The 21,456-nt window shown below is 71.5% G+C and carries 17 protein-coding genes and 1 tRNA gene; 6 read left to right on the top strand and 12 right to left on the bottom strand.

All coding sequences use genetic code 11. The features are described 5' to 3' along the window. Window positions 1-30: 30 nt before the first annotated feature. The gene (gene tig / locus WA640_RS08585; protein WP_335987232.1) at window positions 31-1,443 is read right to left on the bottom strand and encodes a trigger factor; all 1,413 of its coding nucleotides are present in this window, start codon (window positions 1,441-1,443) and stop codon (window positions 31-33) included. Between the two features lie 254 nt (window positions 1,444-1,697). Between tig and WA640_RS08580 the strand changes: the two genes are divergently transcribed. The 3 genes from WA640_RS08580 (at window position 1,698) to WA640_RS08570 (ending at window position 3,304) form a co-directional block, all read left to right on the top strand. Next, window positions 1,698-2,366, top strand: coding sequence for a ThuA domain-containing protein (locus WA640_RS08580; protein WP_335987231.1), 669 nt, complete (start codon window positions 1,698-1,700; stop codon window positions 2,364-2,366). Window positions 2,367-2,423: 57 nt separating this feature from the next. Beyond that, window positions 2,424-2,497: transfer RNA gene (locus WA640_RS08575), tRNA-Gly, on the top strand. 246 nt (window positions 2,498-2,743) lie between these two features. Beyond that, window positions 2,744-3,304: a hypothetical protein gene (locus WA640_RS08570; protein ID WP_335987230.1), complete on the top strand. Its 561-nt coding sequence runs from the start codon at window positions 2,744-2,746 to the stop codon at window positions 3,302-3,304. A gap of 68 nt (window positions 3,305-3,372) precedes the next feature. Here WA640_RS08570 and WA640_RS08565 read toward each other — a convergent pair whose 3' ends face one another. The 7 genes from WA640_RS08565 to WA640_RS08535 all read right to left on the bottom strand — a co-directional run bounded on the left by WA640_RS08565 (window position 3,373) and on the right by WA640_RS08535 (window position 12,113). Further along, window positions 3,373-4,230, bottom strand: coding sequence for a sortase (locus WA640_RS08565; protein WP_335987228.1), 858 nt, complete (start codon window positions 4,228-4,230; stop codon window positions 3,373-3,375). Next, window positions 4,230-6,902, bottom strand: coding sequence for a hypothetical protein (locus WA640_RS08560; protein WP_335987227.1), 2,673 nt, complete (start codon window positions 6,900-6,902; stop codon window positions 4,230-4,232). Before WA640_RS08560 ends, WA640_RS08565 begins: the two co-directional genes overlap by 1 nt. Window positions 6,903-6,917: 15 nt before the next feature. Then, window positions 6,918-8,585 (bottom strand): phosphate ABC transporter substrate-binding protein PstS, encoded by a 1,668-nt coding sequence (pstS, locus tag WA640_RS08555; protein ID WP_335987225.1) that lies wholly within the window; start codon window positions 8,583-8,585, stop codon window positions 6,918-6,920. Further along, entirely contained in the window at window positions 8,582-9,709 is a 1,128-nt protein-coding gene (gene pstA, locus WA640_RS08550) for a phosphate ABC transporter permease PstA (protein WP_335987223.1), read from the bottom strand. The genes pstS and pstA overlap by 4 nt, the downstream gene beginning before the upstream one ends. Before the next feature lie 11 nt (window positions 9,710-9,720). Beyond that, a complete protein-coding gene (gene pstC, locus WA640_RS08545; protein WP_335987221.1) occupies window positions 9,721-10,743 on the bottom strand; it encodes a phosphate ABC transporter permease subunit PstC in 1,023 nt (340 codons plus the stop codon). Between the two features lie 30 nt (window positions 10,744-10,773). Beyond that, entirely contained in the window at window positions 10,774-11,133 is a 360-nt protein-coding gene (locus tag WA640_RS08540) for a hypothetical protein (protein ID WP_335987220.1), read from the bottom strand. Between the two features lie 95 nt (window positions 11,134-11,228). Further along, a complete protein-coding gene (locus WA640_RS08535; RefSeq protein WP_442904696.1) occupies window positions 11,229-12,113 on the bottom strand; it encodes a phosphate ABC transporter ATP-binding protein in 885 nt (294 codons plus the stop codon). Window positions 12,114-12,472: 359 nt separating this feature from the next. Here WA640_RS08535 and WA640_RS08530 point away from each other — a divergent pair, with 359 nt between their 5' ends. Further along, complete coding sequence (locus WA640_RS08530) at window positions 12,473-13,579, top strand: PstS family phosphate ABC transporter substrate-binding protein (protein ID WP_335987218.1); 1,107 nt, start codon at window positions 12,473-12,475, stop codon at window positions 13,577-13,579. 81 nt (window positions 13,580-13,660) lie between these two features. Here the strand turns inward: WA640_RS08530 and WA640_RS08525 are convergent, their stop codons facing one another. Together WA640_RS08525 and WA640_RS08520 are read right to left on the bottom strand one after the other, a co-directional pair. Continuing rightward, a complete protein-coding gene (locus WA640_RS08525) occupies window positions 13,661-14,923 on the bottom strand; it encodes a cellulase-like family protein (protein WP_335987217.1) in 1,263 nt (420 codons plus the stop codon). Window positions 14,924-15,037: 114 nt separating this feature from the next. Further along, window positions 15,038-16,474 (bottom strand): RICIN domain-containing protein, encoded by a 1,437-nt coding sequence (locus WA640_RS08520; protein WP_335987216.1) that lies wholly within the window; start codon window positions 16,472-16,474, stop codon window positions 15,038-15,040. A gap of 203 nt (window positions 16,475-16,677) precedes the next feature. Here WA640_RS08520 and WA640_RS08515 point away from each other — a divergent pair, with 203 nt between their 5' ends. Further along, the gene (locus WA640_RS08515; protein ID WP_335987214.1) at window positions 16,678-17,172 is read left to right on the top strand and encodes a hypothetical protein; all 495 of its coding nucleotides are present in this window, start codon (window positions 16,678-16,680) and stop codon (window positions 17,170-17,172) included. On the opposite strand, the gene WA640_RS08510 is transcribed toward WA640_RS08515, so the two are convergent. Then, the gene (locus WA640_RS08510) at window positions 17,148-17,939 is read right to left on the bottom strand and encodes an SDR family NAD(P)-dependent oxidoreductase (protein ID WP_442904715.1); all 792 of its coding nucleotides are present in this window, start codon (window positions 17,937-17,939) and stop codon (window positions 17,148-17,150) included. The two genes, WA640_RS08515 and WA640_RS08510, sit on opposite strands and share 25 nt — an antisense overlap. 69 nt (window positions 17,940-18,008) lie before the next feature. Beyond that, window positions 18,009-19,460, bottom strand: a complete 1,452-nt coding sequence (locus WA640_RS08505; protein WP_335987210.1) for a class II fumarate hydratase — start codon at window positions 19,458-19,460, stop codon at window positions 18,009-18,011. Between the two features lie 235 nt (window positions 19,461-19,695). Here WA640_RS08505 and WA640_RS08500 point away from each other — a divergent pair, with 235 nt between their 5' ends. After that, a complete protein-coding gene (locus WA640_RS08500; RefSeq protein WP_335987208.1) occupies window positions 19,696-21,363 on the top strand; it encodes a glucuronyl esterase domain-containing protein in 1,668 nt (555 codons plus the stop codon). Window positions 21,364-21,456 lie beyond the last annotated feature (93 nt).

Here is a 21,456-nt window from a genome sequence, read left to right as displayed (position 1 = left end):
GCCCCAAGTGAATCGGGTGCGGAGGTGCTGCTAGTTGCGGTCCTCGGCGTCGCGGTCCTCGGACTCGTCCGAGTCGCCCTCAGTGTCACCGGCGGCCTCGGCCTCGGCGGCGGCGCGGCCCGGGAACAGGTCCTCCTCGCTGAGCTCGGTGCCGGACGCGTCGACGACCGACGCCTCCTTCACGACCTCTTCGAGGGCCAGCTGCTGGCGCAGCGAGGCGGCGATCTGCTGGAGGCCGCCGTTGGTGCGCAGCTCGTCGACGAAGCGCTGGAACTGGTCCTGCGGGACGCCGCGCTGCTGGGCCTGGCGCACGACCTCGGCGGTCATGAGCTCGCCCGAGACCTCCAGCTCGCGCTCGCGCGCGATCTGGCCCAGGACGATCGACTGGCGCAGGTTCGACTCGACGTCGTCGCGCAGCTCCTGGTCGAACTCCTCGGCGGACTTGCCGACCATCTGGAGGTACTCCTCGAAGCCGCCCGCGACCTGCTGGACCTGCTCAAGCAGGTGCCCGCGGGTGTGCTCGACCTCGTCGGTGACGGTCTTCTCCGGCAGCGGCAGCTCGACGGCCTCGATGAGGGCCTCAAGGGTCTTCGTGCGGGCCTCGTTGGCCTTCGCGGTCCTGCCCTGGTTCTCCAGGCGCTCGCGGGTCGCGGTGCGCAGCTCCTCAAGCGTGTCGTACGGGCTGGCCATCTCGGCGAAGTCGTCGTCGAGGTCGGGGAGCTCGCGCTCCTTGACCTGGGTGACCTTGACCTCGACCTGGGCGTTCTCGCCCTCCTGCTCGCCGGCGAGGGTCGACTCGATGGTCTTCTCATCGCCCGCGGACATGCCCACCAGGGCCTCGTCGAGGCCGTCGAGCAGGTTGCCCGAGCCGACCTCGTGGCTCATGCCGGTGACGGAGCCGCCCTCGACCTCTTCACCATTCTGGGTGGCGCGCAGGTCGATCTGCACGAAGTCGCCGTCCGCGGCGGGGCGCTCGACGGCCTTGAGCGAGGAGAAGCGCAGGCGCTGGGACTCCAGGTCCTTGTCCACGTCCTCCTCGGTCACGTCGCCGGCCTCGACGGTCACCTTCAGGGAGGCGAAGTCGGGGAGCTCGAACTTGGGGGTGACGTCGGTCTCGACGGTGAACTCGAAGGGCTTGCCCTCCTCGATGGGCTTCACCTCGGTCAGCTCCGGGCGGCCCAGCGCGTTCACCTCGTTCTCGGTGACGGCCTTGTTCAGGTTCGCCTGCACGGCCGGGTCCATCGCCTGGGCGTAGACCGAGTCGCGGCCGATACGCTGGTCGATCACCTGGCGGGGCGCCTTGCCCGGACGGAAGCCGGGGACCCGGATCTGCTGCCCGACGCTCTTGTACGCCTCGTTGATGTACGGCGCCAGCTCCTCGAACGGCACCTCGACCGACAGCCGCACCCTGGTCGGGCTCAGGGTCTCGACAGTGCTCTTCACAGACGTACTCCTCGATCAGATTTCGCTCAATTGCTTTCGCGTCGGCCGGATGCCTGATCCGGGCCTGTGGGCCGCCGCCAGCGCTGCACGAACCCCCGCTCCGATCGAGTCTAGGTCGTCGGGGGGTCGCGGCCCCGCCGGGTGTGGTCGATATCGCCGCGCGTCACTGTTGAGCTGCGGCGCGGCCGCCCCGGGCGCAGGAGGCCGAGATCGCCTAGACTACGGCCTGCAATCGTTCTCCCGAGGAGTGCAGCATGGATACCCCTACGTTCCTGGTCTTCACGAAGACGACCGGATTCCGGCACGACTCCATCCCCGCGGGCGTCGACGCACTGCGCGCGATCGCGACCGAGCTGGGCGGGAAGGTCGAGCACACCGAGGACGCGGCCGTCCATGACCCGGTCGAGCTGGCGAAGTTCGCGGCCGTCGTGTGGCTGTCGGCCTCAGGGGACGTCCTCGGGGAGCTGGAGCGGGCCGCGCTCGCCGACTACGTGACCGGCGGCGGGGGCTGGATGGGGGTCCACGGCGCCTCGACCGCGGAGCGGTCCTGGCCGTTCTACAAGGAGCTGGTGGGCGCCCGGTTCATCGGGCATCCGCCCGGGTGCACCCCCGGGGAGATCGACGTGGTCGCCGCGGACCATCCGTCGACGGCGCACCTGCCGAAGCGGTGGGCGTGGACCGACGAGTGGTACAGCTTCGACGCGCGGCCCGAGCACGTCGAAGTGCTCCTGGAGGCCGACGAGTCGACGTACGAGGCGGGCGACCTCGCGATGGGGGCGCCGCACCCGCTCGCGTGGCACCGCCGCCTCGAAGCGGGCCGGTGCTTCTACACGGCGCTGGGCCACGACGTCTCCGCGTACGAGGACCCGGCGTTCCTGGGTCACCTGACCGGGGGGCTGCGGAGCGTCGTTCACGGCGAGTGATCCGAGCCACGCGAGGGGATGCGCTACACTTGTGGCCGTTCCGCTTCGCGCGGACGCGCGGGTGTAGCTCAATGGTAGAGTCTCAGTCTTCCAAACTGATTGCGCGGGTTCGATTCCCGTCACCCGCTCCATATGCTCCGAGACGATGCCCGCCCGCGAGGCGGGCATTTCTTGTATTCCGGATTCGCGCGTTCTGCACTGGTTCACTCCTGTTCGGGCACCGCCGGGGAAACCCTGTACAGCGATGGTGAAACAAGACCACTCTGGATATTGAATACGTACGGAACTTCTTGTCGCACAGTATTTCTCAATAGCGCCGATCGGTAGTCTCCGATGAGGAGCGATTCGCTCCGACCCTCTCTGACGGGAGTCAGCACATGCGCACCAAGTTGTTCCAGGGCCTCGTCGGCGCCGCCGCGGTCGCCGCGGTGATCGGCGCCGGGGCGGCGCCGGCGTCCGCCGAGACCGCCGCCGCCGATACGAGCGCCGTCGAGACCTCTGCCTGGGTGTCCTCCCAGGTCGTCGGCACCAGCACCCTCACCATCGACCCCACCACCGCCGCCGGGCTCGACGCGCTCGGCATCGAGCACTACGGCCTCTTCGCGACCAAGACCGAGGCCGCCCTCACCACGTACGAGTTCAAGGTCGTCGGCGACCCGGCCGACGGGACGACCGAGCTGCGCGGCGGCATCGTCTTCACCGGCGACTGCGAGTTCGCCGCGGTCACCGGGCTCGTGATCGACGCCGCCACCGGGATGGTCAGCGGCCGCGTCAACCTCGGCGACCGGATCGACCTGTTCCGCCTGGGCGGCACCACCGCCCAGGGCGTGGCCTGGCACTTCACCGGGGCCGGGGCGACCGCGCTCAACGACGCCCTCGGGGTCGCGGCCGTGCGCACCAGCCGCATCCTCGGGTACGACGCCACCGTCCTCGCCTGATGCCGAGGCGCGGTCGCGCTTGAGGATCGCGGGCCCCGGCGGGATCGCCGCCGGGGCCCGCGCCCGTGTCAGAGCAGGTTGGGCAGCAGCCGGAACGCGGCCTCGTAGAGGTTCCACATGACGGCGGCGAGCACCGGGAGGCCCATGACGAGGGCCTCCCCGCGGCCGAGCCGGTGCCGCGTCCACGACATCGCCACGAGCGCGACGACGAGCGCCTGGAGCCACAGCACGAGTGTGAACCAGCCCCCGGGGTCGGCGGCCATCGCGGTCTCGTCGGCGCCGACCGCTTCCAGAGCGGTGGCCTCGGTGACGGCGCCCGCGGCGAGCTCGCGGTCGGTGAGCGTGGCGTCCACATAGATCGACTTCACGGGCCGGAACGGGCTGCCCTCCGCGGAGACGAGGACCAGCGCGGTGTCGCCTTCGGCGCGCACCGGCAGCGGGTCGCCGTCGCGGCGCACCCCGTCGACGGTGAACGTGAACTCGCCGTCCGGGGTGACCACGTCGATCTCGTCGCCCGAGCGCAGCGACCCGAGCTCCGCGAACGGGGCGCCGAACATCGACTGGCGCCCGTAGACCACCGAGACGCCGGTCTGGCCGGGGAGGACCGAGTCCTTGCGGTGGCCCAGACCGGAGTCGAGGTCGGCGGCGGTGGTGCCCTGGACGACCACGGCCCCGTCGAGGCCGATCTCCTCGATCGTCAGCTTCGCGAGCGGCGTGCCCGCGGGGATCGATCCGAGGATCGCGCCGGGGTCGGCGATCTCGGCGCTGATGGCGTCGTCGAGGACGGCCTGCTCGCGGTGCGCCTGCACCTGCGACAGGCCGACCGCGAACACGACGAGTCCGAGCGCGCCGACCGAGATGCGCAGCAGCGCAGGGGTGAGGGAGCGGGCGACGGCGCGGACCGAGGCCGTGCGGGGGCGGGCCATCAGCGCCTCCTCACGAGGTTCGCGCCCGCGGCCGCGAGGCGCCGCGCGGGTCGGGCGGCGGCGTGGACGAGGCGGCCGAGGCGGCTGTCCGGGTCGGCGCCGACCGCGCCGGAGGCCATGGCCGCGGCGAGCGCGCCCGCGCCGAGGGCGAGCGCACCGGGCAGCGCCCAGGTCGCCCAGCCCGCGGCCTCGGCGTCCGTCGCAGTGGTCTGGAACGCGCCGTCGCCGGAGCCGGGCGGGGCCCCGGTGGTGGGGTCGGCGCTCGGGTCGGCCCCGGGGTCCGGGACGGCGCCGGACGTGGCGTCCCCCGAGGGGGTCCCGGTCGGGACCGACGCGGGCGGCGCCGTCGGGGACCCGCCGATCGGGTCGTCGTCGACGCCGCCGGGCGGCGGGTCGAGGTCGTCGGGGTCGTCCACGGGCGGCGGGACGACGACGGCGCCGTCCTGGGTGCGGATCGACTCGGCCGCCTGCACCGCCTGGACGGCGAGCTGCGGCGGCAGCGCGAGGTATCCGGCGGGGAGCAGGCCCTGCGCCTGCCCCGGGTCCTGGCCCGGGATCGCGGCGTATTCGAGGAAGTCCGCGTAGCCCGCGGCGGTCGCGTCGTCGAGGCCGTCGGTCGCGGAAGCGCCGTAGACGAGCATGGTCCCCGGGTAGGCGCCGCGGGCGGCGACCTCGCCGTAGTCGATCGCGATCATCCCCGAGTCCTCGTCGATGACGCCGCCCTGCACGGCCTTGAACATGTTCGCGGTGGTGGGCGCGGCGAAGACGGGCGCGCCCTCGCCGTCGGCGCCGCCGGTCGACAGGTTCGCCAGGTTGAGGCCGTACCGGTCGGCGGTGGCGAGGTCGACGATGCCGATCATGTTGCGGAAGCCCATGTCCTGCGGGTCGGACCGCTTCAGTTCGAGGGGCTGGCCCTCGGCGACCGCGGTGGTCGAGAACCGGGTCTCCTGGAGCGAGTGCGCGATCGCGAGGACGCGCGCGGCGATCGTGCGGATGCTCGCGCTCGACTGCGACATGGCCTCGGGCAGGTTCACGCCCGTGTAGGGGCAGTAGTTGACGCCGCCGCCGCAGGTCTTCAGGACCGGGTCGTACGGCTGCGTCACGTCGGGGTCGTCGGTCGCGACCGTGTAGCCGTCGCGCCACTCGAAGCCGTCTGAGGGCAGGGCCCATTCGGTGAACAGCGGGTTCACGGTCATGCCCGACTCGTCGGGTTCCCCGGCGAGGAACGCCGCCGCGTCGTCGTCGGCGAGGAGCCACTCGGTGACCGCGGCCGGGATGTCGCCGAGGCTTGACGGGAGCACCAGCGAGGCCATCGGGTCGCCCATGTCGAACGTGTCGGGGCCCTTCCCGTGCCCGCCGCTGTGCTGGGTGATGTGCGGGTTGAGCGCCTGGAACTCGGGGTCGGCGAGCAGGTCGATCGGGTTGGACGCCAAGTGGTCGCAGAGCCACGGTTCTTCGCTGTAGCAGAACTTCCCCGGATAGCTCTGCGTCAGGAGCTTCGCGACGAGCCTCGCGTTCAGGTTCATCTGCGTGACCTGCTTGCTGTCGCTGTTATCGAGGACGAACGCGATCCCGAACCCGGATATGGCGGTCGGGGCGTGCACGGTGGGCCGGTCGCCGCCGTCGGCGGGCCGGGAGCCGAGCACGAAGTCCTCCTCGCCGACCGCGTACTGCTGCCGCGCGAGGTTCTCGCCGGTCGCCAGGTAGGTCATCTCCAGCGGGTCGTCGGCCTGGCACATCGCGGGGATCCACGAGTAGAGGGCCTCGGCGGTCAGCTCGCTGCCCATGACGGGCAGGCGCGACTGCCCGGTGTCCTCGCAGTAGCCGTCCGGCGGGGCGAACCCGAGCGGGACCTCGATGCGGTTGCGCCAGTGGGCGGCCATGAACCCGGCCGTGTAGTTGTGGGTCTGGAGCGAGGAGCTGGAGGTCTGGCTGCACTTCAGGCGCTCGCGCGCGGACGCGGTCGGGTCGCAGGTCATGGGGCGGATCGGGACGATGACGAGCGAGCACTCCGTGGCGGGCTCGCCCGCGGCGGGGCTGCGCCCGCAGCCCAGGGACGCGGGGCTCTCGTCGCCGGTGCGGACGGGGAAGTCGATCGCGCCGGTGCCGTCGGCGACGGTGAGGCCGACGCGCTCCCCGTACCCGTAGGTGAGCCAGTCGCTGGGCTTCTCGCCGAGCGCCGGGTCCGCGTACGAAGTGCCCGCGAGGTCGGTGAACGGCAGGACCGCCGAGGTCGGCTCCGGTGCGGTGGACCAGGTCTCGGACAGGTCGGCCATGGGGTGGACGGTGCGGTAGTTCCCCATGCAGTGGTCGCGGGTCGCGGCCTCGCCGGGGGCGTGGGCGCACTGGAGGACGACCACCGGGTAGCGGGTCTGGGCGAGCGCCCCGTAGCTGCCGGGGACGTTGTTCGGCTGCATCGAGGGCAGGAACCCGGACCATTCGATCCGGACGATCTCGTTGCGCAGCTCCTCGGTCTTGGAGACGGTGATCCGGCCGGTCGCGCCGTCGCTGAAGACGACGTCCCGGGTGAGGGCGCTCCCGTCGGACTGGGCCTGCGCGGGCGCCGAGCGCAGGAGCGGGACGAGCAGGACCGCCGAGGCCGCGATCGTGAACGCGATCGCCGCCGCCAGGGCCCTGCGGGGCCTGCGGGCCCCGAATCGGTTGCGGTGCATGACTGTGGGCCTCCGTTAGCCGGTGGGACGGTCGGTGGCGGCGGCGCGTCTGGCGGCGCGGCCGGTCAGGTATCGGGCGGCGATCGTCGGGACGACGAGGATCGCGAGCAGCTGGACCGCGGCGAGGACGATCGCGGTCAGCGGGATCGCCCCGGCCTCGGACGAGGCGAGGATCGTGCCGCCGAGGCCGTCGCCGTCCCCGTCGGTGCCGATCGGCAGCCCCGTGTCGGGGTCGATGAGGACGCCGTCGGTGCCGTCGGCCCCGGTCCCGTCGGCGCCCGTGCCGCCGGTGCCGCCTCCGGTCCCGTCGCCGGTGCCGCCGGTCCCGTCACCGGACCCGCCCGTGCCGTCCCCGGAGCCGCCCCCGCCGTCCGAGCCGCCGGGCCCGCCGGTGCCGTTGTCGGTCTCCCCTTCGCAGGGCCCCTCGTTGACCTTGTCGCACTCGGGGATCGCGGGCGCGATCTCCGCGAGCAGGTTCCGGTCCGGGTCGGAGCCGTCGAACGTCGGGTTGTTGCAGTTCGCCGGGTCGGTCAGCTCGTCCCCCGCGCTGCCGGGGATCCGCTCGATCTGGTCGAACCCGGCCATGACGAGGTTCAGCGGCAGCGGCGAGTACCCGAGCGGCCCGGCCCGGTTCTGGCCCTCGCACAGGAAGTACCCGGCGAAGCGGCTCAGCGTCTCGCCCTTCGCGTCGGTCATGCCGTTCGAGTTGTCCGTCGGCAGGATCATGTACGAGTAGGACGACAGCGGGTACGCCCGCTGGTCGGCGTGGTTGAACACGCCCGTGAGGTCCTGCGTCAGGTACACCGCCGGGTCGGTGTTCTCCGTCTCGATCTCCGCCTTCGTCAGCGCCACCGCGACGTTGTACTGCGTCGGCAGCGTGTAGTACCCGGCCTCGTTGAGCACCTTCGCGACCGGCCAGTCGCGTTCGAGCGCGTACGAGTACTCCACATAGCCGATCGCGCCGTCGCCGTAGTCGGCGCTGATGTACCGCTGCACGCCGTCGGAGCCGTTCTGGGCCACGAACCCGTCCGCGGTCGGGTAGTAGGAGGTCAGGCCGCTGCGGCCGAAGAACGGCCGCCACACGTCCGGGTGCTGCTCGTCCAGGTAGGTCGTGAACTGCGCGGTCGTGCCCGAGCCGTCCGAGCGGACCACCGGGATGATCTTCTTGTCCGGCATCTCGACGCCGTTGTTGTCGGCGGTGATCTGCGGGTCGTTCCACATCGTGATCGCGCCGGTGAAGATCTTCGCGAGCGTGTCGCCCGAGAGGCGCAGGCCGGTGTACGGCTCGCCGCGGACCTGGATGTTGTACATGAACGCGGTGCCGCCCGCGACGATCGGCATGTAGCCGAAGCCGCGGGAGGGGATGTCGTCCTGGTTGCCCGCGGCGTCCCGGCCGCCCTGGTAGGGGATCTCGGTGACCCCGAAGTCGGTGGTGCCGTTGCGGAAGTCGGCGCGGCCGCGCGAGGAGCCGACCGGGTTGAAGTTGACGGTGAGGCCGTTGGAGTCGACGTCGCCGATCCAGGTGTTCAGCGCGTTGAAGCTCCAGGTCGAGCCGGAGCCCGAGATCGGCGGGAGGCTCTGGGCGCTGGCGGGTCCGGCGCCGCCGACCAGGGCGACGGCGGCGACCGCGATCAGGGCGAGCGTCCGCGGAATCCATTGGCGCACTTGGGTTGCGGGCGTCATGACCGCCCTCCTTTCCGGTGCGAGGCGACGATGCGGGAGACGACGAAGAGGAGGAGCACGAGCGCCAGGAGCGCCGAGGCGGCGCCGAAGGCGCGGGCGATCATCTCCTCCTCGGGGAGCCGCGCGTTGTTGTAGATGAACGGCGGCAGGGAGGTCTGCCAGCCCGAGAACGGGTTGGCGTTGACGAAGTTGGAGTACCCGGCGGTGAGGACCACCGGCGAGGTCTCGCCGACGCCGCGGGCGACGCCGATGATGAGGGCGGTGGCGAGGCCGGGCCGCGCGGTCGGCAGGACCACGTGCCAGACGGTGCGCCACTGGGAGGCGCCGAGCGCGAGGCTCGCCTCCCTGAGGCCGCCGGGGACGAGGCGCAGCACGACGTCGGAGGCGCGGGTGATGATCGGCAGCATCATGACCGCGAGCGCGAGGCCGGCGGCGAAGCCGCTCTGCTCCATGCCGAGGAGGAGGATCCCGGCGATGAGGATGAACAGGCCCGCCGCGATCGAGGGGAGGGCGGTCATGGCCTCGACGACGGTGCGGACCAGCCGCGACAGCCGGCCGCCCACTTCGGACATGAACACGGCGCAGGCGACGCCGAGCGGGAGCGCGACGGCGATGGACAGGAGCATCATCTCCAAGGTGCCGATCACGGCGTGGAGCATGCCGCCCTGGGAGAGGTCGGTGGAGTCGTCGAAGACGAGGTCCTGGGTGTAGAAGTTCCAGTGCGACAGGGCTTCGCGGCCGCGCCAGAACGTGGAGGCGATGACGGTGGCGAGGGCGGCGCCGACGACGATCGCGCCGGAGCGGATCACGGTGGCGGCGAGGCGGTCGGCGAGGACCACGCGGCCGCGGCGCCGGAGCGTGAGGAGGACGTACAGGGCCAGGAACGCGGCGTACCAGCAGAGGACGAAGCCGAGGGCGCCCTCGGTCGGCAGGACCCGGTAGTAGAGGATCCAGACCAGGCCGAGCGAGCCGGCGGCGCTGCCGGCCTGGACGATGCGGTCGTCCTTGTCGGCGGCGGCGATGCGGCGTGGCTCGTCGCGTTCGGGTTCGGGGGCGGCGGGCTCGGGTGCGGGCGGCGCCTCGGCCTCCGTCGCCTCGGCTTCCTTCGCGGCTAGTGCTGTCACTGTGGGGGACCTCAGATCTCGGTGGCGGCGCCGCTGCGGCTGCGGGCCACGACCATGGCCGCGAGGGTGTTCACGACCAGGGTGAAGACGAACAGGACGAAGCCCGCGAGCATGAGCGCGGACAGCTGGACCGGCGAGGACTCGCCGAACCGGTTGATGATCTGGGCGGCGATGGTGATGGTGCCGTTCTCCAGGATGCGGACCTTGAGGTCGAAGGCGGGCACGATGATGAGCGCGACGGCGATGGTCTCGCCGAGCGCCCGGCCGAGGCCGAGCATGGTGCCGCCGATGATGCCGCCCTTGCCGAACGGGAGGACCACGGACCGGATGACGCCCCAGGTGGTGCCGCCGAGGGCGAGCGCGGACTCGCGTTCGCCCGCGGGGGCCTGGGAGAAGACCTCGCGCATGACGGAGGCGACGATGGGCAGGACCATGAGGGAGACGACGACGCCCGCGATGAACGCCGAGGAGGTGTACCGGTTCGCCTCGTTGTTCCACAGTGTCGTGTCAGGGTTCGCGCCGGGCACGTCGAGGACCGCGATCCAGCCGAAGAAGTCGTGGATCCAGCGCGCGACGTCCACCAGCACCGGCTGGAGGACGATGAGGCCGACGAGTCCGTAGACGACCGACGGGACGGCGGCCATGAGGTCGACCAGGGCGATGAGCGTGCGCCTGGAGCGCAGCGGGGCGTACTCGGTGATGTAGAGCGCGGTCGCCAGCGCGAACGGGACGGCGATGGCGATCGCGACGGCCGCGACGGTGACGGTGCCGAGGAGCAGGGCGGTGACGCCGAGTTCGCCGGTCTCCATGTCCCATTCGTTCTCGGTGAAGAACGCGAGCCCGAACTCGTCGAGGGCGATGCCGGACTCGGAGAGCATGAACAGGCCGATGCCGGCCATGAGCGCGAGGACGAGGAGTCCGGCGCCGCGGGCGCCGCCGCGGAAGGCGCGGTCGGCGGCGGAGTGCCCGTGGTGGAGCCGCCTGGGCGTGTCGGCGCCGGCGGCGGCCTCGCCTGCGGCGGGTGCGGTGGTCAACGGGGGGCCTCTTTCCGGTGGGTGCGCCGGTCAGCGGCGGCGGGCGGGCCGGAACACGGCGTCGTCGGCCGCTCCGGGGGCGAGCTCGCCGCAGAGTTCGACGAAGCGGTCGATGGCGTGGACGCAGTCGATGCGGCGCGAGTACGCGGCGGCCGAGCGGGCGACGGGGTCGTCGCCGTCGTAGAGCGTCCAGGACCAGGTGCCGTCGTCCTCGTGGACGAGGCGGGGCCGCTGGCTCGCGGCGGCGTCCGCGGCGCGGCGGAGCTTGTCGAGGCAGTCGGCGCGGTCCTCGGAGAGGTCGGCGCCGGTCGCCATGGTGCGGTTGTTGTCGCTGAGGAGTCTCCAGAGGTAGCCGCCCTGGTTGGCGGGGCGTATGTCGAAGCGGACCATCGGCATCCGATTCTCGTGTCGCGGCCTCGTGGGCCGTTGCGGCGTGCGCGGCGCAGGGCCGCGTCAGGGGGTGTCGCCATGTGCGTGCCGCCGTCTCAGCCGAAGCGGCCGTGGATGTAGTCGGCGGTGCGGGGGTCGGCGGGCGACCCGAACATGGTCTCGGTGTCGGCCTGTTCGACCACGGCGCCCGGGGCGCCCTCTTCGGCGAGGAAGAAGGCGCTGTACTGGGAGACGCGGGCGGCCTGCTGCATGTTGTGGGTGACGATGACGATGGTGACCTCGTTGCGGAGTTCCGCGATGGTGTCCTCGATCCGGCGGGTGGAGGTCGGGTCGAGGGCGGAGCAGGGCTCGTCCATGAGGAGGACGTCGGGCCGGACGGCGAGCGAGCGGGCGATGCACAGGCGCTGCTGCTGGCCGCCGGAGAGCGAGGAGCCGGGCTGGGCGAGGCGGTCGCGGACCTCGCGCCACAGGCCCGCCTTGGTGAGGCACCGCTCGACGAGCTCGCGCTTCTGGGCGCGGGTGCGCCGCGTCCCGGTGAGCTTGAGCCCGGCGGTGACGTTGTCCTCGATGGACATGGCGGGGAACGGGTTCGGTTTCTGGAAGACCATGCCGATGCGGCGGCGGGTCTCGGTGATGCGCTGGTCGGGGGCGTAGACGTCGGCGCCGTTGAGGCGGACCTCGCCGCCGAGTGCGGCGCCGGGGACGAGCTCGTGCATCCGGTTGAGGATGCGCAGGAACGTGGACTTGCCGCAGCCGGAGGGGCCGATGAGGGCGGTGACGGTGCCGGGGCGCATGGCGAGCGAGACGCGTTCGAGGACTTTGCGGCTCCCGAACCAGGCGGAGACGCGGTCGGCCTCCAGCAGCGCGCCGCGGGCGGTCCCGTCCGCGGGGAGCGCGCCGGTGACGTCGGGGGTCTGCGGGAGGACCGCGGTCGTCCCGGCGGGCGGTTTTCGGGTGGCAAGCGGCTCAAGGGGATTCAAGGGGGAGGCTCCTCGGAAGTCGGGTGTTCCTTCACGCACTGCGATCCAACGGGCACGCTATGACCGAGAGCCCACAAGGGAATGAACCGGAGGTTCACGCCGCATGGCCCGTGATTTACCTCATACATGGGACGGTATGAACTGGACATTTCGCGGTTTTGTCAGCAGGCAATTCGCCCACCGGCCCCGAGTCGGACCGGCCGCCCGTGTGAGCTGGCGCTTCAACGGCTCCTTAACCGGCTGGGCATGGCCAGTTGACGCGGTCTTGGCCGCGAGGTGGTAGTTCCGGGGCTCGCGTTCCTTCAGTCTCGTAGTTGCTTCGCTTCGAAGCGCAACCACCTGACTCAAATGGAGTACCCATGCGAATCATGGCAAGGACCGCCGCTGCCGCCGCCGGCGTGGCGCTCGCCATCACCACCGGGCTCGGCGCCGCGAACGCGGACCCGTCGTTCCAGCCCGACGGCGCCGACATCGTCGGCGTCGGTTCCGACACCACCCAGTTCGCGCTGAACGACCTCGCGGCCACCTACAACGCCGCCTTCACCGGCGGCGACATCGCGTCCTGGGACGCGGTGAACCCGGCCACGGGCCTGCCCGGCGACACCATCTGGGCGGTGGACCAGGACAACGACGGCGTCCAGGACGCGAACAACGAGACGATCGTGCGCCCGAACGGCTCCGGCGCGGGCATCAACCACCTGCGCCTCGACGCCGCGTGCGACGGGACCCAGGACAGCTTCGTCGACTTCGCGCGCTCCTCGCGGGCCCGCCAGGCGAGCGACAGCCTCTGCGGCGGCGTGACCGCCGGCCCGCAGGTCCTGTTCCTGCCGTTCGCGCTCGACAACATGCGCTACGCGTCCAACCAGAACAACGCGGCCGTCGGCTCCTTCCCCGGCGACTCCGCCGGGACCAACGTCCCCGACGGCCTGACCGCGGCCCAGCTGGCCTCGATCTACAACTGCTCCGTCGACCAGTGGAGCGACCTGAACCCGGCGTGGTCCACCGCGCTCATCGACGCCAAGATCCCCCAGACCGGCTCGGGCACCCGCTCCGCGTTCCTGGCCGCCATCGGCGTCTCGGCGCCCGGCACCTGCGTCGACGCCGTCCAGGAGCACGACGCCTCCGCGGTCGACGGCAACGCCAACGCGATCGTCCCGTTCTCGGTCGGCCGCTACAACACCGCCGTTCCGGCCGACGCGAGCAACGTCAAGCCGGTCAAGCTGAACACCACGGGCTTCTTCCTGTCCCGCCCGCTGTTCAACGTCGTGATCGACCAGACCCCCGCTGACGGCACCAACGCCGGCGGCATCCGCTCCGACCTCCAGAACCTCTTCGGCGACAACGACGTCGACTGGGGCTGGATCTGCTCCGACGCCGCCAAGGCCGACATCGAGGCGGCGGGCTTCATCCAGCTCGACACCCTCGACGAGGGCGAGGAGACCAACCCCTGCGGCCTCGCCCAGTAGCGCGCCGCTGAACGCTCCCCCACCCTGTTGAAACGGAGCGGTCCGGGCGCCGATCGGCGCCCGGACCGCTTTGACGCGCGCTCAGCCCTTCAGGAAGGCCTCGTTCAGCTCGCGCTGGATCGCCTCGTCCGCCCACATCGGATGCTGCGGGGCGGCGTTGGAGCACACGATCGTGCCCCATGCGCCGACGCGGACCGAGTGCGCGACGGCGTCGCGGCAGATCTGGGCGCCGACCGGGCCCTCCTCGAAGCGGCCGTCGCGGGGCGTGTAGCCGACCCAGCCCTCCCCGAAGTAGCAGGGGATGCCGAGGCGCTTCGCGTGGTCGGCGGCGACGTCGATCCAGTCGCGGAGGCGGTTCGCCATGGCGATGCGGTGCGCGCCGTAGCCCTCGTAGAGGTAGCGGTCGAACTTGTCGGGGTCGCACCAGTCGTGGACGTAGATCTCGGAGGGCTGCATGATCGAGGCCTTGAGTTTCCAGGCGCTCGACTCGGGCAGGGCCCATTCGGCGATCGGCGGAGCGTCGGCGCGCAGGAGGCGTTCGTTCGCCGCGTCCTGCGGGAACTCGGCGGGGGCGCGGCGGAGGCCGAACTCGTCGATGAGGTCGTCGAGGACGCCGTAGACGTAGGGGTGGAACCCGAGCGCGGTCGCGTTGCGGGGCAGGCCGCGCAGGGAGCCGATCGGCACGCCGCCGTAGTTCGGGGCGCAGGGGACGTCGGGGTGCCGGGCGAGGAAGGCCGCGATGCCGCGTTCGAGGCGGTCCCGGAGCTCCACGACCGCGTCCTCGGCGCCCGGGAGACCGGCGGTGAGGTGCCCGATCTGGACCTCGTTGTGCGGCTCGACGCAGGCGATGACGTGGGCAAGGCCGTGCTCGGCGAGGAAGTCGACCAGGTCGGCCTGGGCCTCCGCGAGGACGGTGAGCCGGTCCTCGGGGTCGACGGCGTGCAGGGCCTCGTACCAGGCCGGGTCGTCGGCGAAGGCCGGGCTCTGCTGGTACTCCCAGGAGGAGGCGATGACCTTGACGCCGTGCCGGTCGGCGGCCCGGAAGAAGTCGAGCAGGTGCGCCTTCGCGTCGATCACGGTCGGTTCGCGCACGTCGTACCAGCGGACCCGCGAGCCGTAGTCGCCGCCGAGCGGTTCGAGCCGCAAGGTGCGCGTGTCGATGCCGGACCTGAACAGCAGGAAGGGCATCGCGCAGATCCGGACGGCGTTGTATCCGAGGTCGACGGCGCGCGCGAAGGCGGCGTCGAGGTCCTCGAAGGGCTCGCCGGGGCCGGTGCGCACGTACCAGGAGAAGTCCCAGAGCGTCATGGCGAGGCGTTCGGTTGAACGGGACGAAATCGGCATGGGGTGAACCGTACGGGGGCCGTGACGTCGGCGTCCATGGCCGTTCCGGCGGTTCGCATGGACGAATCGACGGCGGGCGGTCCCCGGAGGCGCGGCCCCCGGGGACCTTCAGTGCTAGACGCCGAGCCAGGACTGCGGGCCCGCGTACGTGTCGAGCAGCGTCGGCAGGGAGCTCGCGCTGTCGAGGGTGTACGAGTAGTAGTCGGACGGGTTGAACGCCGAGCCGCTGGTGACGCGGTCGCCGGTGCAGTCGACGCAGATGCTGCCGGACTGGCGCAGCTGCGCGGTCGAGTCCGGGTAGTACGGGTCGTTCACGTTGTCGAAGTACGAGTTCTCCAGGACCATCTTCGTGGAGCCGCGGGCGTAGTTCCCGTAGCCGCTGATGTCCTGGAGGTAGTTGTTGTAGAGGTGCGCCAGCGCGACGTTGTCGGTGCTGGGGTTGCGCTGGTTCGTGCCGTGGATCCAGTTGTGGTGGATGGTGATCCGCGCGGTGACGTTCTCGGTCCAGCCGATGCCGAAGGACTTGTTGCCGGGGCCGAGCTCGTTCCAGGAGACCGTGAGGTTGGTGGTGTCCTTGCGGGAGTCGATGATCCCGTCGTTCATGTTGTAGATGCGGTTGTGGTCGATCCAGACGTTGGAGGCGGTGTCCATCTGGATGCCGTCGTAGTCGTAGGCGTCGTCGCCAGGGTCGTCGTCGGCCATGAGGGTGTCGCGGATGGTGAGGTTGCGGATGATGACGTTGTTCGTGCCGGTGCCGAGGAAGAACCCGCCGCCGACAATCTGGCCGGAGGTGCCGACGCCGATGACGGTCTTGTCGGAGCCGACCGGGATCTCCTTGCCTTTGGGGCTGATGTTGATCGTCGCGGCGACGCGGATGGTGTAGGCGCCGGAGGCGGCGGCGTAGCGTTCGAGGTCGGCTTGGGTGGTGACGGTGACGGTGGTGCCGCCCTGGCCGCCGGTCACCCCTTGCCCGAAGCCTTCGAGCCGGTCGACGTTGGCGGGCCGGGTGCCGACGGGGATGAGCTTGAACTGCTGGTTGGTGGCGCCGGTCGCCGTGTACTGGGAGATCCTGCCGCCGTTGGCGGTCGACCACTCCCAGACATCGAGGGCCTTGCCCGAAGCGCGGTTCACGAACGTCGCATACCCACCGCTTTCAGTGATCCGCCACTGCTGGTTCGCGCTTCCGGCATCACCCCACTGCTGGACCTTCGCCCCGTCAGCGGTGGAGCCCGAGGCGACGTCGAGGACTTTGCCCGAATGGCGGACCTCGATCTTGTAATACCCGCCGCCCACATCGGTGAAGCGGAACTGCTGGTCCTGCGAACCGTTCGCAGACCACTGCACGAGCTCGGCACCGCTGTCGAGCGACGCCGCGCGGATGCCGAGCACCAGACCCGAGCTGCGGGACTGCACGTTGTACCAGGTACCGGTCTCGAAGGCTTCGGCCCTGGAGGTCTGCCAGAAGTTGAGGGACGCGGCCGCGAGGGCGGCGGCGAGGAGTGCCACCAGTGCGAGCGCGGAGCGGCGCGAGCGCACGGAGATTGAGGCCATGGTTGACGGTTCTCCTTGTCGGAGTCGGGATCACGGCCCGCGACATGCCGGGAATCGAAGGTCGTGAGTATTTACTTTCATCAATTTACATAACCGACGGGCGGACGCGCAAGGCGGCAGCCCGGCGAAGGCCGTCACCGACGGCGACGCTCGCGCGCGCTATACCGTTGAGGGAACGCCCGCTTCTCCTCCGAAGGACGCCCATGGACGAGCCCTCCCTCGCCGACCTGCCCGGATCGACACGCGCCGCGGTGGTCGCCTTGTCGGGGCTGTGCGGGGCGGGGCTGCTGTGCGCGTGCGTGCTCGGATTCGCCTTGGTGGCGCTCGCGCAGCTGCGGGCGGGCGGGACGGCGGTGCCCGCGGGGGCGGGGCCGTCGCTGTACCGGTTCGCGGCGGGCACGGCGGCGTTCGCGGTGTGCCGGGGCGCACTCGCGGCGATGATCATGCGGCGCAGCAACACTGCGCGGAAGCTCGCGGGACTCCTCGAAGCGGCGGCCATCGCGCTGGGCCTGCTGTCGTGGTACGGCGGGCCCGGGTTCGAGGGCCCGCGGGTCGCGGGACTCACCGTGGCGGCGGACGCCGCGTCGTGGTTCGGGGCGACGGCGGGCCTCGGCGTGTCGCTCGCGGTGATCCTGCTCTTGTGGACGCGCGCGTCAGAAGCCTGGTGCGGCCCTCAGGGAATGATCGAGTCGACGTAGCCCCCGTCGACGCGGACGGCCGCGCCGGTCGTCGCCGAGGCGAGCGGCGAGGCGAGGTAGGCGGTGAGGTTCGCGATCTCCTCGGGCTCGATGAGCCGGTGCAGGAGCGACTGGGGCCGGTGCAGGCGCATGAACTCGCGCTGCGCCTCGTCCCACGGCAGGTCCTTGTCGACGAGCTGGTACACGAAGTCCTCGACACCGCCGGTGTGGGTGGGCCCGGCGATCACGGCGTTGACGGTGACGCCGGTTCCGGCGGCGGTCTTCGCGAAGCCGCGGGAGACGGCCAGGAGCGCGGTCTTGCTGGTGCCGTAGTGGATCATCTCCTCGGGGATGACGATCGCGGAGTCGGAGGCGATGTTGAGGACCCGGCCCCAGCCGCGGGAAGTCATGCCCGGCAGGTAGGTGCGGATGAGGCGCACCGCGGAGAGCACGTTCACCTCCCAGTAGCGGCGCCAGTCGTCGTCGGTGATGTCGAGGGCGGGCTGGGCGCCGAAGATCCCGAGGTTGTTGACGAGGACGTCGACGGCGGGGAGCGACTCGGCGAGGCGCGCGGCGCCGTCCTCGGTGGCGAGGTCGCCGGGGGCCGCGAAGTAGTCGCCGCCGGTCTCGGCGGCGAGGCGTTCGACGGCTTCGGCGACGGTGGCGGGGTTGCGGCCGTTGACGCCGACGCGGGCGCCCGCGCGGGCGAGCTGCCTGGCGATGGCCTCCCCGATGCCCTGCGTGGAGCCGGTGACGAGTGCGGTCCTGCCGTCGAGGTCGATCGCGATCATGGCGCCGACTCTACCGCCGCGCCGGTCGCCTAGGGCGGGTTCGGAGTCCAGGGTCAGAGGCCGGGTTCAGAGGCCGAGGTCGCGGCGCGGGTCGCCGACCATGGTCGCGGGGTCGACGATCCGGTCGAAGTCCGCGGCGTCCACGCCGAGCGCGACGGCGGCCTCGCGGAGGGTCGAGCCCTCGTGGTCGGCCTTGTGGGCGATGGCGGCGGCCTTGTCGTAGCCGATGTGCGGGCTGAGCGCGGTGACGAGCATGAGCGAGCGGTCAACGTAGTCGGCGACGGCCTTCTCATCGAGCTCGATGCCCTCGACGGAGTGGACGCGGAGCGTCCCGCACACGTCGCCGAGGATGCGCGCAGAGTGGAGCACGTTCTGGATGACGATGGGCCGCATCGTGTTCAGCTCGAAGTTCCCCTGGGCGCCCGCGGCGGCGACCACGGAGTCCTCGCCGATGACCTGGAGGGCGACCATGACCGCGGCCTCCTGCTGGGTCGGGTTCACCTTGCCGGGCATGATCGAGGACCCCGGCTCGTTCTCGGGCAGGCGGAGTTCGTGCAGGCCCGCGCGGGGGCCCGAGGAGAGCCAGCGCATGTCGTTGGCGACCTTCATGAGCGCCACGGCGACGCCGCGGAGCGCGGCGCTGACGGCGACCATGCCGTCGAGGGAGCCCTGCGCGGCGAACTTGTTCGGGGCGGTGACGAGCGGCAGGCCGGTGAGTTCGGCGAGCTTTGCGGCGATGGCCTCCCCGAAGCCCTTGGGGGCGTTGATGCCGGTGCCAACGGCGGTGCCACCGGCGGCGAGTTCGCAGATTGCGTCAAGGGACTGCTCCAGGCGGGCGGCGGCGTCGCGCAGCTGCGCCTCCCAGCCGGACCACTCTTGGCCGACGGTGAGCGGCGTGGCGTCCTGGAGGTGGGTGCGGCCGATCTTGACGACCTCGGCCCAGCGGCGGGCCCGGTCGCCGATGGCGGCGGCGAGGGCGAGGACCTGCGGGAGGGTGCCGTCGCGGACTTCGAGGAGCGTGGCGACGTGCATCGCGGTCGGGAAGGTGTCGTTCGTGGACTGCGCGAGGTTGACGTGGTCGTTGGGGTGGACGATGCGGTCGCGGCCCAGCCCTGCGGCGAGGAGCTGGCTGGCGCGGTTGGCGATGACCTCGTTGACGTTCATGTTCGACTGGGTGCCGGAGCCGGACTGCCAGACGTACAGCGGGAACTCCTCGTCGAGGGAGCCTTCGGCGACCTCTTCGCAGGCGTGGACGATCGCGGCGGCGAGGTTCGGGTCGAGGCGCCCGGCTTCGGCGTTGACGAGCGCGGCGGCCTGCTTGACGATCCCGTAGGCGCGGTAGAGGCCCACGGGCATGCGGTCGTCGCCGATCGCGAAGTGCTGGAGCGCGCGCTGGGTCTGGGCGCCCCAGTAGTGCTCGGCGGGGACCTCGACCTCCCCCATGGCGTCGGTCTCGATACGGACGCCCGCGGCGCCCGTGCCGATGGGGAGATCGTGGTCGGCCTTGGGGAACGGCATCGTGCACCTCGCGCGGACGGGTCGCCGCACGGGGCCCCGCGCGGGGTGCCGATCCTACCCCGCGGAGCGGGTGACGGACGTTGTGTATCGAAGTTGGTCAATGTATTCTGTGGTGACCCTCACGGAAGTTCCACTGGAAGTTTCGGTTCGAGCGGTCCCACCGTTGACGCCGGCCCGTCCGGGGCCGCCCCGCACCGTCGATGATGGACTCGCCCCACCAGACAAGGACTGGCACATGGCATCATCGATCGCGCCCGGCTGCGCCCCGCCCTCCCCCGATCCCCTCGTCCATCAGCGCGCCCGGCACCGCCGCGGGCTGCGGTTCGCGCTCGTCGCCCTCGCGTCGATCGCCCTCGCCTCGGCGCTCGCGCTCTCGACCCGGTTCAGCGCGGAGGCGCAGGTGCAGGCACTATCCGAATGGGACGGCGCGGACTGCGCCGTCGCGATCCCCGGCAGCTGGGCCTCCAGCTCGCTGCTCCCCGACCCGTTCACGAAGCTCGACGGCACCCGCATCACCACCCGCGACCAGTGGGAGTGCCGCCGCTCCGAGATCAAGGAGCTCGCCGAGCGCACGATCTACGGCGACAAGCCGCAGCCCGACTCCGTCACGGGCACGGTGACCTCCTCGCGGATCACCGTCAACGTCAGCGACAACGGCCGCTCCACGAGCTTCTCCGCTTCGGTGCAGCTCCCCAGCGGCTCCGGGCCGTTCCCGGCCGTGATCGTCTACGGCGGCTTCGGCGCCGACACGCAGACGATCCTCGCCTCGGGCGCGGCGGTCATCAACTACGACCCTGGCGCGGTCGGCGCCGAGGGCACGCCGCGCAACAACAAGCAGGGCGCGTTCTACACGCTCTACGGCGCGACCAGTTCCACGGGCGTGCTCATGGCGCAGGCGTGGGGCGTCAGCCGCATCATCGACGTCATCGAGCAGTCGGGCGGGTCGATCCTCAACAGCTCCACGGGCGTCACCGGGTGCTCCCGGTACGGCAAGGGCGCGTTCGTCGCCGGGGCGTTCGACCAGCGCATCGACCTGACGATGCCCATCGAGTCCGGCTCGGGCGGCGTCGGCGCGATGCGCTCGATCGCGCAGGAGTCCGGTTCGCAGCCGCTGAGCAGCGCCTACGGCGAGCAGCCGTGGCTCGGCGACGCGTTCAGCGCCTACACGGGCAACCCGGCGGGCCTCCCGGTCGACACCCACGAGATCGTCGGCATGATCGCCCCGCGCGGCCTGTTCATCATGGACAACCCCCACGTCGAATGGCTCGGCGCCCGCTCGGGCGCGGTGGCGGCCCTCGGCGGCGCCGAGGTCTACAAGGCGCTCGGCGCCGGGTCGAACCTCTCGTACCACTCGAATGTCGCCGACGGCACCCACTGCGCCACGCGAAGCGAATGGCGCACCCCGCTCCAGCAGTCCATCAACGCCTTCCTCAAGGGCTCGGGCACCCCGCCGGGCGTCATCACCATGCACCCCAGCAAGTCCGCCAATCTGTCGCAGTGGCGGAACTGGACGACCCCGACACTCGGCAGCGGCAACCCGGGGTCGACGACGACCCCGGCGGAGACCACGAGCCCGGCCGAGACGACCTCGCCGCCGCCGACCGGTTCCGGCTGCACGGCCCGGGTCGAGGTCGCGAGCTCGTGGAACGGCGGCTGGCAGGGCAACGTCCACGTCACCGCCGGCAGCGCCGCGATCAGCGGCTGGCGCCTGACCTGGACCTGGGCGGGAGGCCAGCGCATCACCAGCTCCTGGAACGCCACGGTCACCAGCTCCGGAGCGACCGTTACGGCCGACGACGTCGGCTGGAACGGCTCGATCGCCTCGGGCCAGACCCAGAACGCCTGGGGCTTCATCGCCTCCGGCACCAGCACTGTTCCGACGGTGACCTGCACGGTCACCTAACTCAGCCCACACCGCGGGCGGGGCCCGGGGCGGTTTCCGCCCCGGGCCCCGCCCGCAATGTCGTACCCCCCGGGCACCGTTGATCCGGGGGCG

The organism is Glycomyces sp. MUSA5-2, from assembly GCF_037034145.1.
GTDB lineage: Bacteria > Actinomycetota > Actinomycetes > Mycobacteriales > Micromonosporaceae > Glycomyces > Glycomyces artemisiae.
Note: the sequence above shows the minus strand (reverse complement) of the source record. Positions and strands in the feature narration are given on the sequence as shown.